The sequence below is a fragment of the Streptomyces sp. NPDC037271 genome, from assembly GCF_055603605.1.
Map to the genome: position 1 here is coordinate 1 of NZ_JBVJVN010000026.1, position 12,128 is coordinate 12,128.

At 72.8% G+C, this 12,128-nt stretch carries 9 protein-coding genes; 3 read left to right on the plus strand and 6 right to left on the minus strand.

The features are described from left to right. The 6 genes from ACZ7G3_RS30225 to ACZ7G3_RS30250 all read right to left on the minus strand — a co-directional run. The coding region (locus ACZ7G3_RS30225; RefSeq protein WP_470929317.1) for a type I polyketide synthase at positions 1–3,893 on the minus strand (3,893 nt) is incomplete at its 3' end. A 476-nt stretch (positions 3,894–4,369) separates the two neighbouring features. Beyond that, positions 4,370–4,732: a hypothetical protein gene (locus ACZ7G3_RS30230; protein WP_426600120.1), complete on the minus strand. Its 363-nt coding sequence runs from the start codon at positions 4,730–4,732 to the stop codon at positions 4,370–4,372. Positions 4,733–4,737: 5 nt separating this feature from the next. Further along, positions 4,738–5,325, minus strand: a complete 588-nt coding sequence (locus ACZ7G3_RS30235; RefSeq protein WP_426600031.1) for an RNA polymerase sigma factor — start codon at positions 5,323–5,325, stop codon at positions 4,738–4,740. A gap of 399 nt (positions 5,326–5,724) precedes the next feature. Then, positions 5,725–8,322 (minus strand): caspase, EACC1-associated type, encoded by a 2,598-nt coding sequence (locus ACZ7G3_RS30240; protein ID WP_470929319.1) that lies wholly within the window; start codon positions 8,320–8,322, stop codon positions 5,725–5,727. 2 nt (positions 8,323–8,324) lie between these two features. Next, positions 8,325–8,750, minus strand: coding sequence for an effector-associated constant component EACC1 (locus tag ACZ7G3_RS30245; protein ID WP_470929321.1), 426 nt, complete (start codon positions 8,748–8,750; stop codon positions 8,325–8,327). 95 nt (positions 8,751–8,845) lie between these two features. Further along, positions 8,846–9,937, minus strand: a complete 1,092-nt coding sequence (locus ACZ7G3_RS30250; RefSeq protein ID WP_470929323.1) for a GlxA family transcriptional regulator — start codon at positions 9,935–9,937, stop codon at positions 8,846–8,848. A 53-nt stretch (positions 9,938–9,990) separates the two neighbouring features. Here ACZ7G3_RS30250 and ACZ7G3_RS30255 point away from each other — a divergent pair, with 53 nt between their 5' ends. Genes ACZ7G3_RS30255 through ACZ7G3_RS30265 form a run of 3 tightly spaced genes read left to right on the plus strand, consistent with a single transcriptional unit; the run spans position 9,991 to position 12,018 of the window. Continuing rightward, positions 9,991–10,644 carry an HD domain-containing protein gene (locus ACZ7G3_RS30255; RefSeq protein ID WP_470929325.1) on the plus strand — a complete coding sequence of 218 codons (654 nt, stop codon included), beginning with the start codon at positions 9,991–9,993 and terminating at the stop codon, positions 10,642–10,644. A 2-nt stretch (positions 10,645–10,646) separates the two neighbouring features. Next, complete coding sequence (locus tag ACZ7G3_RS30260) at positions 10,647–11,258, plus strand: DJ-1/PfpI family protein (RefSeq protein ID WP_470929326.1); 612 nt, start codon at positions 10,647–10,649, stop codon at positions 11,256–11,258. 28 nt (positions 11,259–11,286) lie between these two features. Further along, the gene (locus ACZ7G3_RS30265; protein WP_470929328.1) at positions 11,287–12,018 is read left to right on the plus strand and encodes a DJ-1/PfpI family protein; all 732 of its coding nucleotides are present in this window, start codon (positions 11,287–11,289) and stop codon (positions 12,016–12,018) included. Positions 12,019–12,128: the final 110 nt, after the last annotated feature.

Genomic DNA, 12,128 nt, shown 5'->3' on the forward strand with positions numbered 1-12,128 from the left:
ACGACGAGTACGCCGACGCCTTCGGCCCAGGCGGTGCCGTCCGCGTCGGCGGAGAAGGATTTGCAGCGGCCGTCGGGGGCGAGTCCCCGCTGGCGCGAGAACTCGACGTAGATGCCGGGTGTGGACATCACGGTGACGCCGCCGGCGAGGGCGAGTGAGCATTCGCCGGAGCGCAGGGCGCGTATCGCCAGGTGCAGGGCGACCAGTGAGGAGGAGCATGCCGTGTCCACGGTCAGTGCCGGGCCCTGTAACCCGAGTGTGTAGGCCACCCGGCCCGACGCCACACTCGACGTCGTACCCGTGAGTCCGAACCCGGCGGCCCCGGCACCCGCCTCACCCAGCCGCGGACCGTACTCCTGGGCCATCACCCCGGCGAACACCCCTGTCTGGGTGCCGCGCAGGGAGCCCGGTGCGATCGCGGCCCGTTCCAGGGCCTCCCAGCACACTTCGAGGAAGGCGCGCTGCTGCGGGTCCATCGCCAGCGCCTCACGCGGCGAGATCCCGAACAGCTCGGCGTCGAAGTCCGCGGCGCCTTCGAGGAAGCCGCCGTTGCGCACGTAGGTGGTGCCCACGTGGTCCGGGTCGGGGTGGTAGAGGCCGTCGAGGTCCCAGCCGCGGTCGGACGGGAAGTCCGAGATCACGTCGCGCTGCTGGGCGACGACCTGCCACAGCGCCTCCGGCGAGTCCACACCGCCCGGGAAACGGCACCCCATACCGACGATCACGATGGGGTCGTCCTGTTCCGAACGGGCCTCGGGGGCCGCCGCCTCATGCTGCGCGTCGGCGAGCAGCGCGGCCAGCTCGGTCGGGCTGGGGTGGTCGTACACCACCGTGGTGGGGAGCTTGCGCCCGGTGGCGGTGACGAGCCGGTCACGCAGCTCGACGACCATCGCCGAGTCGATGCCCAGCTCCTTGAACGTCCGCCGCGGTGCGACCTCGGCGGCGGAGTCGTGGCCGAGCACGGCGGCGGTGTGCGCCCGGACCAGTTCCAGGGCGGCCGGGCCGGTCAGCGAACGGCTCGGCTCGGTCCGGTGTCCGTCCGCGGCGTCCTCCGGGAGCGGCGCAGCCTGCGGCGCCGGCGCGGTGCCCGCCGACGGCAGGGCCCGGGCGCCGCCGGGCTGTCCGGAGATCCAGTGGCGGCGCCGCTGGAAGGCGTACGTCGGCAACTCGGCGCGGGCGGTGCCGGCGGGCAGCACGGCGGACCAGTCCACGTCCGCGCCCTGGCAGAACGCCTCGCCGAACGCGAGCAGCAGGCGCTGCGTACCGCCCTCCCCGCGGCGCAGTGTGCCCAGCGCGGCGACCGGCAGGTCCGCGGCCTCGGCGGTCTGCTGGACGGCGAGCGACAACACGGGGTGCGGGCTCATCTCGATGAACAGCTCGTGCCCCGCGTCGAGCAGTGTCCGCACGGCGGGCGCGAACCGCACGGGTTCCCGCAGGTTGCGGTACCAGTAGCCGGCGTCCAGCTCGGAGCCGTCCAGCGCCTCGGCGGTCACGGTGGAGTGCAGCGGCACGTTCCCAGTGCGCGGTGTGATGCCGGCGATCCCGGACAGCAGCGTGTCGTGCACGGCGTCGACGTGCGAGCTGTGCGAGGCGTAGGCGACCGGGACGCGCCGGGTACGGACGTCCTCGCCGTAGTGGGCGGCCAGTGCGTCCAGGTCGGCCCCGTCACCGGCCACCACGGTCATGCCGGGCGAGTTGACGGCGGCCACGCTCAACCGCGGGTACGCGGCGAGGTCGTCGCGTACCCGGGCGGCGGGCAGCGACACGGTGAGCATGCCGCCACCGCGCTCGGCCAGCGCGCCGAGGGCGGTGCTCCGTACGGCGATCAGCAGGGCCGCGTCGTCCAGGGTGAGGGCGCCGCTGACGGTGGCGGCGGCGATCTCGCCCTGGGAGTGGCCGACGACCGCGGCCGGTTCGACACCTGCCGCCCGCCACAGGGCGGCCAGCCCGACCATCACGGCCCACAGGGCGGGTTGCACGACGTCGTCGCGGTCGAGGGCGGGCGCGCCGGGGCGTTCGCGCAGCACATCGGTCAGCGACCAGTCGCGATACGGGCGCAGCGCGCGCTCGCAGTCCTCGATGACCTCGGCGAAGGCGGGAACGTTGTCGAGGAGTTCTGCTGCCATGCCGGCCCACTGGGAACCCTGGCCGGGGAAGACGAACACGGCCTCCCGGCCGGTCCGGTGGGTGCTGCCCTCGACCGCGGCCTGGGTGACCCGGGCCTCGGCGACCGCGTCGAGGGCGGTCAGCAGGGCGTCGCGGTCGGTGCCGACCAGAACGGCCCGGTGGGAGAAGGCGGTGCGGTCGTGAGCGAGGGCCCGGGCGATCTCGGCGGCACCGGAATCCTGGTGCGCCGCGAGGTGCGCCCGCAGCCGGGCCGCCTGGGCGCGCAGCGCCTTGTCACCGCGTCCGGAAAGCACCCAGGCGAGGGAATCGTACGCGACCGGTTCCTTCGGCCGCTCTGGCTTGTTTCCGGCGGCCGTGGCGGTGTCGCCCTGCCACTCGCTGAGCACCAGATGACAGTTGGTGCCCCCCATGCCGACCGAGGTCACACCCGCGACGAGCGGACCGTCGGGATTCCGCCACGGCCCGGTTTCGGTGACGGCGGCGAGCCGCAGCTCGTCGAACGGTATCCGAGGATTCGGGGTGCGGTAGTTCAAGGTCGGGACGAGTTCCCGCGCTTTGAGACAGAGAATGGTCTTGATGAGTCCGGCTATGCCGGCGGCCCCCTCGAGGTGGCCGATGTTCGTCTTGACGGAGCCGACCCTGAGCGGGTTTCCCGGAGTGCGGGACGAGGCGAAAACAGCGCCCAGGGCCGCGGCTTCTATGGGGTCGCCGACCCGGGTGCCCGATCCGTGGATTTCGACGTACTGGGCTTGTTCCAGCGGTATACGCGCGTTTTCCCAGGCGTCGCGTATGACGCGTTCCTGAGCACTTCCGCGGGGAGTGGGAAGGGTGTCGCTCGCGCCGTCGCTGCCGATGGCGCCCCCGTTCAGCAGGCAGTGGACGCGGTCCCCGTCGGCCAGGGCACGGCTGAGGAGTTTGAGCGCCACCACACCGCCGCCCTCGCCCCGGACGTAGCCGTTCGCCCGGGCGTCGAGTGCGAAGCACCGGTGGTCGGGAGAGAGGCTGCCGAAGGCTGCCAGGGCGTGGGTGCTCTCCGGTGCGAGGTTGAGGTTGACGCCGCCGGCCAGCGCCACGACGGACTCGCCGCGGCGCAGGCTCTCGCAGGCCAGTTGCACCGCTACCAGCGACGAGGACTGTGCGGTGTCGACCACCATGCTGGGGCCCCGCAGGCCGAGGACGTAGGAGACCCGGTTGGCGATGATGCCGCGGTGCAATCCGGTCACCGTGTGCGCGGAGGTGGCGCCGGGACCGGCCGCGTGGGTGAGGGCCGCGTAGTCGTCGGCGATCGCGCCGACGAAGACGCCGGTGGCGGTGTCGGCGAGCGTGGCCGGGACGATGCCGGCGTCCTCCAGCGCCTCCCAGGCGAGTTCGAGCGCGAGCCGCTGCTGCGGGTCCGTCGCGGCGGCTTCGCGCGGGGATATGCCGAAGAACTCGGCATCGAAGGTGTCGACACGGGGCAGGAAACCGCCGGGGCGCGGCGATCCATCGCCTGAAGAGGCAAGGTGTGCGCGGTCCGCGGGTGGCTCCGCTATCGCGTCGCGGCCGTTCCTGAGGAGGTCCCAGAATTCGGTGGGGCTTGCTCCACCGGGAAAGCGGCAGGAAAGCCCGACGACGGCAACCGTCCGGTCGTCGACCTGATCGGGCGTCTGCTGCGACTGCCCGTCCAGGAGCGACTGTTCCAGGTTTTCCGGTGCACCGCCTGACGGGCTTCCTGCCGCACTGTCCGATGGCGGTGCCGCCACCTGAATCCGGGCATGGCGGATCATGGTTCTCTTACTCCCCCCGTGAAGCACAATCAACGGCGCTGCCGACTCGGCGGCCCAGTCTGATTCGATTTGGAGCCTAGCATCGAGCTGGCGCTCCGTAAACCAATGACCAAGGCATGGAGTTGGTATGCGAAATCAATATGGCGGATAATCGGGGGTGCCGGCATCCCATGTAAGCGTCTCGTTAATAACGCGGAAAGAGCGCGTACTTGCGGTGGGCTGTTGATCACGACCGCGTGGTCTGCGCCTTCGCGCTGCGGAACGTGTTTCCACGGGGTCGCTGCCGAGGCGTGCCCACCGTCCTCGGCACTCGTGCCCATGTCGGCGGGGTCGGCCGACGCCTCCCCGCCCGGTGACACCAGCCCACGAGGTCGGTCGACAGGAGGGCGGAGGCCGAGCCGGGCCGGGAGGCCGGAGATCCGGGGCCGCGGCCACGGAGGCACCGACGGGGCGGGCGCTCGCGGGCCGTGGCCCGATCACCGGAAGACGGCCGGGGCCTGACGCGGTGTCGGTTCCTCGGCGGCCTTGTCGGCCGGGTGCGCCTTGGTCAGGGTGCAGACGCCGTCCACGCACTCACGCTCCAGCCGGCCGCGGGAGATGGTCTGCATCAGACCGACCATCCAGCAGGTGGGGCAGCCGCGGAAGGCGACCAGGGCCAGCGGCGCAGCCAGCAGGGCGGCCGGGCCGACGACGGGCACCAGGGCGATCGAGCCGACGATCACCCCGAATCCGATGACGCCGCGCGCCAGATGGCGCGGGACGGACTTGCTGGAGAAGTCCGGCCCGGACGCCGCGGTCTGCGTGGCGGCCCGGCCCTTCGTGTCCTGTGCGGGCTTCATGGTGTTCACGGTCGTGGGTCTCCTCCGGCTGGTCGGTCGATGGCTTGATCGGGTGCCTGGTCGGTCACCGCGAGTGAGTGACGCAGTGCCGCGCGCGCTCTGTGCAGCCGGGACTTCATCGCGGCGGTGCTCAGACCGAGCGAACGGGCAACGGTCTTGCCGGGCAGGCCCTGTACGTCACGCATGATCAGGACCTGCCGCTGGTCACGGGGAAGGGCGCTGACCGCGGCCGCGATCCGCTCCACCTCCAGACTGTGCAGCACCGCGTCCTCGGCGGACGGCTCCGGTTCGGCCGACGCCTCGTTGTTCCACGAGACGAGGAGCCGTACCTGCCGGAGGCATTCGTTCCGCACGATCCGGAACATCCATGAAGCGAGCGCGCCGGTGGCCCGCAGGGTGCCGATCTTCCGGTACAGGATGATCAGCGCCTCCTGCGCGGCGTCCTCCGCGTCCTGCGGCGAGGCGCACAGCGAGATGGCGAACTTGCGCACATGAGGCTGCGATTCCATGACGACGGTGGTGAGCGAAGTGACGTCGCCGTCCTGAGCGGCCTTGATCAGCCGCTCGTCCGGCCAGGAGAAGCGTTGGTTCATGTGCTACTCATACCCGTGTGGCGCCCCGCGCGCAGGGCGCTGGTCAGCCGCGGCTCTTGTAGCGCCGCATCAGGTGCCAGCTGCAGGCGCCCACGAGCAGGGCTCCGACCACTACGAGGCCAGTGACCATCATTGGTTTTCCTCCTGGTTCTGTCGGCCCGTTCGGCCGGTACACAGACAAGAGACGACAAGGCCCGGAAAGGATTCACCTTCCGCCGAAGTTTTTTCTCCGGACCGTGCGTGGCCCGCTCGCGCGGCCGCGGCCCGCGGCCGGCGACACCATGGACGAACGCCGCGCCGTCAAGACCCTCCTCGAGCCCTGACCAGCGCCTCCCCACCCGGCACCCGGCCGAGGGACCCGCCCGGCCGGTTCACCGGTGACGTCATGCGGAGGGCACGTCAGGGATGTCCCGGGAGCGGGGAGGGAGCATCCCCGAGCTGTGCCCGGGGGGCCCGGGACGGGTGGGCGATGGCCCTGGTGGACGGCCCGTCCTCGGCGCGCGAGTCCAGGCGGAGCCGGTGCGCGTCCTTCAGCAGGTGCGCGGCCGTGTCCCTGTGACCGCGGGCGAAGGCGATCTTGGCCGCCAGGCGGTGGGCGTAGCTGAGGGTGGCCGGATCTTCCGTCTCCGAGAGGCGTTCGAGTGCTTCGTGGGCATGCCGGTCCGCCTCCGGCAGGTCGCCGGACTTCCGCAGGGCCTCGGCCGCGGTCATGTGCGCGTGTGCGGCACTTTCCCTGTCGGCCTGGCCCTCCAGCAGTCCGGCGGCCTTCGCGGCCAGCTCGGCCGCGCGTGGCAGGTCTCCCGTGTACAGACGCAGGGCGGCCTCGCCCACCAGGCAGTCAGCGAGCAGCGGGTCACCGGCCTCCTCGAGACAGGTTGCGGCTTCGTCCTGGAAGGTCAGCGCGTCCTCGACCAGCCGGGCCGCCAGCGCCCGGTCGGCGAGCGTCATGAGCAGTCGGCCCCGGTGTCCCAGGCCGCCCGACGACGTCCGCACGTCCCGGGCCCGTTCGTGGAGCTCCGTTGCCAGCTTCTCCCGCACCGCGGCTGCCGGCCCCCCTTCCGGCGGCCGCGGGCGACCGGTGCGGTCCGCTTCGCCCAGCTGGGCCAGGCAGCCCCGCGCCCGAGCCATGCCCATGCCGTCCCGTCTCAGGGCCGCGTACTGGTGGGCGGCGTCCGCCTGCTCCCGCGCCTCCTCGAACCGGCCCTCCTCACGCAGCGCGTCGGCCACCGCGCAGGTCAGTTCCGCCGCGAGGGCCCAGCCCTCGTTCCGCGCGCTGAGCGCCGCCGCCTTCAGCTCGGGCAGCGCGCCGGCCCGCCACCGCTTGCCGATGTCGCCGGGGCCGTCCCGCCGGGCGTTCCACAGACGCTCCCGCAGGTGCCGGTAGAGCCAGGTGCGCTGCAGCGGCTCCGCACCGGGCTTCGTGCGGCAGTAGGCGCGATAGAGATCGTGGAACGCGTATCGGCCGTCCGTTCGCTGGAGGAGACCGGCGTCCACCAGTTCCTCCAGCATCAGACCGCAGATCCCGGAGGACATCCGGCTCAGCGCGGCGGCCGAGTGGCGGTCGAAGTCCGGCCCGGGGTGGCCCGCGCAGTCGCGCAGTACCCGCCGCTGCGGCTCGCTGAGCGTCTCGTACGCCAGCGTGAACGCGGCGCGCACGCGGTGGTCGTCGGAGCGCAGGTGCTGGAGCGGGTGGTCCGACTCCCGCATGGCCTCGAGCAACAGGTCCGGCGGAGTGCGGCGCAGGCGGGCGGCGACGGGACGCAGGGCGAACGGGAGACAGCTCAGCATCCCGGCGATCTCCGAGAGTTCGCGCTCGTGGCCGGTGAGTCCGCTCAGGTACCGCATCAGTTCCACGGCGTGCTCGACGGTGAGCGGCCCGAGCCGGTAGCGGCGGACGGGGAGGGGGACGCCGGTGAGCGACGAATGACTGGTCATCAGGACGAGTGCGTCGGGCCGGACGTCGGCGGCGTCGGGCAGCCAGTCGGCAGCCACCGGCTCGGTGAACCGTACGACCGGGAATCCGACGTGTGGAAAGCCCGGGGTGCGGTGCACGAGGTGCCGTTGCAGCTCCGCGGCCAGTGCCCTCTTGCCCACGCCGGGCGGCCCGTGGACGAGCAGCACGCCAGGGCCCCGGGCGGCCTCCTCCGCCAGCTCCCGCAGCTCGCGTTCCCGGCCGATCAGCCGGTCGTGGGCGGACGGTACTCCGCGCCCGGGAACGTCGTCGGCCGGTTCCCGTACCACGTACGCCGGATTGCGGAAGACGGCGATGCGCTCGCCCGAGTTGTGGGCGCCGAGCTGGGGGTGCTGAGGACGTTCACGGGTGCTCAGCCTCCGCCGCAGTCCGGCGTGCAGGGTGCCGAAGTCGAGCACGGGTCCGGCGCCGGGCACACCCGTGCGCACCAGGTCGAGCAGGGTGCCGGTGAAGGCGGACAGGGTCTCGCCCGGCGGCGACCAGGCGAGTTCGGTGGCGGCGCTGGAGGTGAGCACGCACACGCCGTCGATGTCGGCGACCTTGTTGAGCAGTGCCTCGGGATGGCTCATGCCACCCTCGACGGCGGCTCCGCTGAAGCAGCAGTCGAGGATGACGGCGCACTTCAGACGCCTCTGCCGGTGCGCCGCCCGGACCTCGTCGCGGATGTGCGCGTACGGCAGGGACCGCCACATCTGGTGCTCGTTCGAGTCACGCAGGGCGAGGTGCAGTTCGGTGGGGCGGTCGGGATGCAGCAGTCCGTGTCCCGCGTAGTAGACCAGGAGGGTGTCGGTGGCCTCCCGCACCGCCGTGTCGATGGCCCGCATGACGGTTTCCGGGCCGGACCCGGGGCCGAGCACCCGGCAGTCCGACGCGGCCAGACCCCACACCGTCTCGTCGCACAGCGTCGCCTGCAGGGCCGCGACGTTCCGTTCGACGGAGGGCAACTGGCTGAGCCCGCCGTCCGCGGCGTAGTCGTGGACACCGATGAGCACCGCCCGCGACGCGCCGCGGTCGGAGAGCCGCACGTTCATACCGTGCCCTGCCCCGGTCCCCGCTCCTGCCCCGGGTCCAGCTCAGGCTCGGGTTCCTGTTCCCGCTGCGCGCGCCGCTCCTGGAGAACCGCGAGCACGTCCTCGGCGGTGCCTTCCAGCACCGTGCCGTCGTTCTCGGTGATCCGTACGACCGGCGGTCGGGTTCCCCGGGGGAAACGCCATGCCCCCACCGCGACCAGCAGGGCGAGCAGACCCGAGGCGCTGTCCACCACCGCGGTGACCGACTCCAGGGTGCCCATGGCACCCGCATCCGCATCCGGGTTCGTCCGCGCCGTCCCCTTCTCGTCGCTGCCCGTTCCGACCCGGACGCCCGTCCCCGACACCCCGGGATCCCGCCGCAGCCAGCCTCTCAGCGCAGCGGCGCCCGCGGCGTCCTCCACCCGTACGCGCACCTCGGTCATCGACGCATCCCCCGTACCTGACTGGCTGTGCAATGTCCCTGCAGACGACAATGATCCCAGCTTTGTCACCGGAGCAAGAGACATCTGCCGGACCTTCATCCTTCCGCGTTCTGCGAGGAGCCGGGGGAGCCGGGGGAGCCGGCGGGGGCGGCGGGGGCGGCGGCAGCCGCCGGTGGACCGGTGGTCGTCGGGGTGCGGGTCTGGGCGGAGTCCGGCTGCGTCGTGGGGGCGAACGCCGCGCGGTACGCGGTGGGTGTCGTCCCGAGGGTGCGGCGGAAGTGCAGTCGGAGGTTGGAGGGGCTGCCCAGACCGCAACGGCCGGCGATGTGGTCCACGGCGAGTCCGGTGCTCTCCAGCAGTTCCCGGGCGCGGTCGAGCCGGGCGGTGAGCAGCCACCGCAGGGGTGTCGTGCCGGTCTCGGTGACGAACCGCCGGGCGAAGGTCCGCGGCGCCATGTGGGCGTGCGCGGCGAGCAGCGGGACCGTCAGCGGTTCGTGCAGGCGGGTCAGGGCCCATGCGCGGGTGGGCGCGAGGGTGACGCCGCACGTGTCGGGGGCCAGCGGCCGTTTGATGTACTGCGCCTGCCCGCCGTCGCGGTGGGGAGCGGAGACCAGGGAGCGCGCCACCTGGTTCGCCGTCCGCGCGCCGAGGTCGCGTCGCACCAGGTGCAGGCACAGGTCGATGCCGGCGGCGACGCCCGCCGAGGTCAGCACCTGTCCCTCGTCCACGTAGAGCACGCGCGGGTCCACCGACACCCTCGGGTACCGCGCGGCCAGTTCGTCGGCGTGCTTCCAGTGGGTGGTGGCTTCCCGGCCGTCCAGGATGCCGGCCGCGGCCAGCGCGAACGCCCCGGTGCAGATGGACACCAGCCGTCGGCCCCGGGCGTGGGCGCCGGTCAGTGCGGCGAGCACGTCCGCCGGGAGCCTTCGCAGGTGCGGTTCGTACCCCGGGACCACCACGGTGTCCGCCTCGCCCACCGCCTCCAGCCCGGCCGTCACCGTCACGGCGAACCCCGCGGCGGTCGGGACCGATCCCGGTTTCCGTCCGCACAGGGTCAGTTCGTAGGGATCACCGGGCACGGCGATGAAGACCTGGGCCGGGATGCCCAGGTCGAGGGGGAGTACGCCGTCCATGGCCAGCACCGCCACGCGGTGCGGTGCGCAGGAGGTGACAGTTTCCTCTCGCATGAGGGCAAGTCTGCCACTGTCGTGGCCAGTTGGCGCGGCCCATCATCGATTCCATGAACGACGAGATGATCACCGGCGTCCCGCCGCTCCCGGACACTCCCGTCACCCGCCGCGCGCTGGCCCTGGTGCGCGAGACGGAGTCCACCGCGACCGCCAACCACAGCGTCCGCAGCGCCCTGTTCGCCCGCCTCCGCGCCGACCACCAGGGCGCGGAGGCGGGGCACGACTACGATCCGGAACTGCTGTTCCTGGCCTGCGTCCTGCACGACATCGGCCTGACGCGGGCCGGCGACCGCCGCCAGCGGTTCGAGGTGGACGGCGCCGACACGGCCGCGGAGTTCCTCACCGGGCAGGGCCTGCCCACCGCCGACGTCGACGCCGTCTGGGAAGCCATCGCCCTGCACACGACGCCGGGCATCGCCGAGCGCCGCGGCATCCTGTGCGCCCTGGTGCACCAGGGGACCGGCATGGACTTCGGCTGGGACACGGACTGCGTCGACGACGCGACCGGGGCCGCGATCCACGCCGCCTATCCGCGGCTGTCCATGGCCACCACCCTCACCGACGAGATCGTCGCCCAGGCACAGCGCCGCCCGGAGAAGGCCCCGCTCTTCTCCATCGCGTCCGAACTGCTGCGGGAGAGGTCCGTGCCACCGCACCGGACCCGGATGGAGACCATGGCCGACGCCGCGCGCTGGGGCAACTGAGCATGACCACGTACGGAATCCTGCTGTTCGACACCGCGCAGGAACTCGACTTCGCCGGCCCGTGGGAGGTGTTCACCACCTCCTCCGGCCTGCGGGACGGCACGGACGACGTCGTGCTGGTCGCCGAGCGAGCCGCGCCCGTCCGGTGCTCCCAGGGCATGCGGGTACTGCCGGATCACACACTCGGCGACCACCCGCCGCTGGACGTCGTCCTCGTACCGGGCGGTTACGGCGCCCGGGAGGTGGAGCCGTACAACGAGCGGGTCACCGGCTGGCTCACCGACACCGCCGCGCGCGCCGCCTGGGTGGTCGGTGTCTGCACCGGGGCCTTCCTGCTGCACGCCGCGGGCCCGGCCCGGGCCCGCCGGGTCGCCACCCACTGGCAGTACGAGGAGGCACTCGAAGGACGCGGCGACGTCACCGTCGTACGGGACGCCCGCTACGTGGTCGACGGCAACCTGCTCACCAGCCAGGGCGTGTCCGCCGGCATCGACAGCGCCCTGTGGCTCGTCGGCCGGCTGCACGGGCGCGAACACGCCCGTGCCGTGCGCCGCGCCCTCCAGTACGACCCGGCACCCCCGTACCTGGCGGACGAGCCCCTCCTCTCCCCATGACCGACCGAGAAATGGAGTACCGACCGAGATGAACCGCCGTACCCTCCTGCACGCCACCACCGCGCTCGGCGCCGCGACGCTGACCGCCGGCACCGCCACCCGGGCCGACGCCGCGGCCGCCGCGGCTCCCGGGCGCGACCGTCCCTTGCGCGTACACGTCGTCATGTTCGACGGTGTGGAGGAACTCGACTTCACCGCCCCGTACGAGGTGTTCGCCGCCTCCGGCTACTTCGCCGACCGGGAGGTGCGGGTCCGCTACGTCACGCTCGACGGTCCTCGTACCGTCAAGGCCGCCTACGGCACCAGGCTGCGCGTCGACCACGGGTGGGCGCCCGAGGAGGCCGACCTCCTCGTCGTCCCCGGCGGCGGGTACGCGCGCCGCGAGGACCCCGGCGTGTGGGCGGAGATCCGGCGGGGCTCCCTGCCGCGGGCCCTGGCCGCCGCGGCCCGCCCGGGCCTGACCGTCAGCGCGCTGTGCACGGGCGTCATGCTGCTCTCCGCCGCCGGGCTGACCACGGGGCGCCCCTGCACCACCCACCACCGGGCGCGGGCCGACCTGGAGCGGCAGGGCGGCGTGCTGAAGAACGCCCGCGTGGTCGACGACGGCGACCTGGTCACCGCCGGCGGGGTGACCTCCGGGCTGGACCTCGCCCTGTGGCTGGTGCGCCGGGAACTCGGCGCGGACGCCGCGGTCGGTCTGGAGGAGATGCTCGAGTACGAGGCCCGCGGCACGGTGTGGACACCGCGAAACAGCCGGTGAGCGGGAGACTCGCCGACCGACACCCGCTCCACACCGCCCGCACGAGCCCGCTCGTGTGCCGGGTCAGGGGCGCCCGCCCGTCCGTGGCATCGCGCGTCAGTCCTTCACGG

What these genes read in the sequence shown, in the direction of transcription:
- ACZ7G3_RS30230 (WP_426600120.1), bottom strand. Translation starts at nt 4,732, where the DNA reads ATGAAGCCCGCACAGGACACGAAGGGCCGGGCCGCCACGCAGACCGCG.
- ACZ7G3_RS30235 (WP_426600031.1), bottom strand. Translation starts at nt 5,325, where the DNA reads ATGAACCAACGCTTCTCCTGGCCGGACGAGCGGCTGATCAAGGCCGCT.
- ACZ7G3_RS30245 (WP_470929321.1), bottom strand. Translation starts at nt 8,750, where the DNA reads ATGACCGAGGTGCGCGTACGGGTGGAGGACGCCGCGGGCGCCGCTGCG.
- ACZ7G3_RS30250 (WP_470929323.1), bottom strand. Translation starts at nt 9,937, where the DNA reads ATGCGAGAGGAAACTGTCACCTCCTGCGCACCGCACCGCGTGGCGGTG.
- ACZ7G3_RS30255 (WP_470929325.1), top strand. Translation starts at nt 9,991, where the DNA reads ATGAACGACGAGATGATCACCGGCGTCCCGCCGCTCCCGGACACTCCC.
- ACZ7G3_RS30260 (WP_470929326.1), top strand. Translation starts at nt 10,647, where the DNA reads ATGACCACGTACGGAATCCTGCTGTTCGACACCGCGCAGGAACTCGAC.
- ACZ7G3_RS30265 (WP_470929328.1), top strand. Translation starts at nt 11,287, where the DNA reads ATGAACCGCCGTACCCTCCTGCACGCCACCACCGCGCTCGGCGCCGCG.